This is a genomic window from Streptomyces sp. P9(2023), from assembly GCF_032436795.1.
Taxonomy (GTDB): domain Bacteria; phylum Actinomycetota; class Actinomycetes; order Streptomycetales; family Streptomycetaceae; genus Streptomyces.
Map to the genome: position 1 here is coordinate 1 of NZ_JAUPWM010000735.1, position 247 is coordinate 247.

Annotated in this window: 1 protein-coding gene; it reads right to left on the bottom strand. The window is 70.0% G+C overall.

The annotated features are described in order from the left end of the window. A partial coding sequence (locus tag Q5762_RS39285; RefSeq protein ID WP_315897110.1) for an MFS transporter occupies positions 1–200 on the bottom strand: 200 nt, incomplete at its 3' end. Between the last annotated feature and the right edge of the window lie 47 nt (positions 201–247).

Below are 247 nucleotides of genomic sequence, written 5' to 3' on the forward strand. Positions count from 1 at the left end.
GTGAAAGCCGCGCCCATCCAGCCGAACGCCCGTGCCCGGTTCTCCGGCGCCGTCACGTCCGCGACGTAGGCATTGGCGGTCGAGAACACGCCCGCGGTAGCGCCGCTGATCAGGCGCCCGACGAACAGCCAGCTCAGGCTCGGTGCGAAAGCCATGAATAGGAAGTCGAGCCCCAGGCCGCCGATCGAGATCAACAGCACCGGCCGCCGCCCGAACCGGGCCCGTGCTGGGGCTGATGTCGGACCGG